This window comes from Burkholderia sp. Bp9143 (genome assembly GCF_003853645.1).
Lineage (GTDB): Bacteria > Pseudomonadota > Gammaproteobacteria > Burkholderiales > Burkholderiaceae > Burkholderia.
Genome location: NZ_QTPO01000115.1, coordinates 1 through 2,634, shown reverse-complemented (window position 1 = coordinate 2,634; position 2,634 = coordinate 1). Strand labels below are relative to the sequence as shown.

2 protein-coding genes are annotated in these 2,634 nt (G+C 62.9%); both read left to right on the top strand.

Going from position 1 to position 2,634, the window contains the following annotated elements:
* Window positions 1-161 precede the first annotated feature (161 nt).
* Complete coding sequence (gene istA / locus DIE23_RS38795) at window positions 162-1,655, top strand: IS21 family transposase (protein ID WP_124618151.1); 1,494 nt, start codon at window positions 162-164, stop codon at window positions 1,653-1,655.
* The gene (gene istB / locus DIE23_RS38790) at window positions 1,652-2,494 is read left to right on the top strand and encodes an IS21-like element helper ATPase IstB (RefSeq protein ID WP_124618149.1); all 843 of its coding nucleotides are present in this window, start codon (window positions 1,652-1,654) and stop codon (window positions 2,492-2,494) included. The genes istA and istB overlap by 4 nt, the downstream gene beginning before the upstream one ends.
* The last annotated feature ends 140 nt before the right edge of the window (window positions 2,495-2,634 follow it).

The following is a 2,634-nucleotide window of genomic DNA, read 5'->3' as shown; positions in this document are numbered from 1 at the left end:
TGGGGGGCGACAATTATGTTGGCCGGTCGTTGACGTTTGTTTTGGCCGGTGGTGAGGAGTCGGAGGCGGCGTAGCCGCCGGAGACGACGAACCACCGGCGGCGCCGCGTCGGCGGGGCAATAGGATGGCTGATCGATTCTTAAAGAAGAAGCGGTCAGCACATGTCTGGAACCCGCATCACCGACCAACAGGTTCGCCTCTACATGAACAAGCGCAAACACCATCCGCAGGAAGTCGCAGCCGCCAAGGCAGGAATAAGCGTGCGCAGCGCACGCCGCATCGAGCGTGACGCGACGTTGCCATCCCAGAAGCCGCGTCGCTCCTGGCGCACCCGTCCCGATCCGTTCGCCGATGTCTGGGACAGCGAGGTCGTGCCGTTGCTGCGCAACGCTCCACATCTGATGGGCATCACGATCCTGCGCAAGCTGCAGGATGATCACCCGGGCTGCTATCCCGAGAGCATGCGTCGCACGCTGGAGCGACGCATCTCTCAATGGCGGGCGCTCGAAGGTCCCAGCCAGGAGATCTTCTTCCCCCAGGAACATCAACCCGGCGTGCGCGGGCTGTCCGACTTCACCGATATGAGCAAGCTGTGCGTGACGATCGGCGGCGCACCGTTCGAGCACCGGCTGTATCACTTCGTACTGGCATTCTCGCGCTGGGAGTACGCCTGCGTGGTCGAGGGCGGCGAGAGCTTCGAAGCCCTCGCCAACGGCTTGCAGAATGCTCTGTGGCAGGCGGGAGGTTGCCCGCACGAGCATCGCACCGACAGCCTCTCTGCCGCCTTCAAGAACCTGAGTGAGAAGGAGGACTTCACGACCCGTTACAAGGCGCTGCTCGATCACTACGAGATGCAGGGCACGCGCAACAATCGCGGCCTGGGTCACGAGAACGGGAGCGTCGAATCCTCGCACCGGTATCTCAAGGACGCAGTCGATCAAGCCCTGATGCTGCGTGGCCATCGCGACTTCGGTGACCGTGCCGCCTACGACGAATTCATCCGCGAACAGGTGATGCGCCGAAACCGGCGCTGCGCAGCCGCGTTCCGTATCGAGCGCCAGCAGCTTCAGGATCTGCCGGAGTACCGTACCACTGACTTCGTCGAGGAAGAGGCCCCTGTGACCCGCTGCAGCACGTTTACGGTGCGAGGCATCCTCTACAGTGCGCCGTCGCGCCTGATTGGCCACCGGCTGAAGGTGCGCATCTACGGCGACCGGCTCGACTGCTACCTGTCCGGCGTGCTGGTCCACAGCACCGCACGGGGCTCGCGTGCGCACGACAACCGCCACGCGCTTGATTACCGCCACTTCATTGAGTCCCTGAAGCGCAAACCCCAGGCATTCAAGGGACTCGCGTTTCGCGACGCGCTGTTCCCGCGCGAGGCGTACCGCAGAATCTGGGAACAACTCGATGCCCGCCTGTCACAACGCGACGCATGCAAGACGATGGTCGGCCTGCTTGAACTCGCAGGCCTGCATGGCGTGGAGGCCGTACTGGCCGGGCAGCTTGATGCGTTGCTCGAAGCCGGCGAGCTTCCCGATCTCAAGGCGCTGCGTGAGCAGTACGCACCCCGTGAGGCCCAGTGCCCCGAGGTGGAGGTTCAGATGCCGCCCGTTGCCGTCTATGACGAACTGCTCGAGGAGATGGCCGCATGAACGCGCCCGCGCATGATGGTGGCCGCCTGGCCCTGATGCTCAACGAGCTGCGTTTGCCAACGATCAGCAGGTTGTGGCCCGAGTTCGCCGAGCGCTCGGACAAGGAAGGCTGGCCGGCCACACGCCTGCTCGGCGCACTGCTTGAGCACGAGCTGGCCGAACGCGCTAAACGACGCATCGAGCGGCACCGTACCGAGTCGCATCTGGACCCGACCAAGACGCTCGCCGCCTTCGACTTCGGCGCCGTGCCGATGGTCTCAAAAGCGCATGTCACAGCGCTCGCCACCGGAGAGTCATGGCTGGAGAAAGGCGCCACGGTTCTCCTGTTCGGCCCGCCTGGGGTCGGAAAAAGCCACCTGGGATCGGCTATCGGTCATGCATTGATCGACGTCGGCTACCGCGTGCTGTTCACGCGTACCAGCGAGCTCGTCCAGAAGCTGCAGGCCGCGCGCCAGAGCCTGCAGTTGCCTTCCGCGCTGGCCAAGCTCGATCGCTTCGATTTGATCATCCTCGACGACCTGTCGTATGCCCGCAAGGACCAGGCTGAGACCAGCGTTCTGTTCGAGCTGATTGCCGAGAGGTATGAGCGTAAAAGTCTTCTGATAACTGCAAACCAACCGTTCTCGGGCTGGAACGACGTGTTCCCCGACCCCGGCATGACGGTCGCCGCCATCGACCGGCTTGTGCATCACTCGACGATCTTCGAACTCAACGTCGAAAGCTACCGCCGCCGCAAGGCCGGCGACAAACAGAATGCACGGCGGCGTCAATTACGCGACGACAACCCTGCCAATCCGTTCAGCGGCCAGTTGCCTGACGACGGCAACGATACGCAGTAGCAGTGAGCGTCAACTACACGATCACGCAACGACAACTACGAAGGAGCAACGTCAAACATGACCTGATACCCAACGACAACTACCCCGTTGACCGGCCAAAATAGTTGTCGCTGACCGGCCGTGCTGCTTGACGCTCTCTA

Coding starts and splice junctions, on each gene's coding strand:
- istA (WP_124618151.1), top strand. CDS start 162: ATGTCTGGAACCCGCATCACCGACCAACAGGTTCGCCTCTACATGAAC.
- istB (WP_124618149.1), top strand. CDS start 1,652: ATGAACGCGCCCGCGCATGATGGTGGCCGCCTGGCCCTGATGCTCAAC.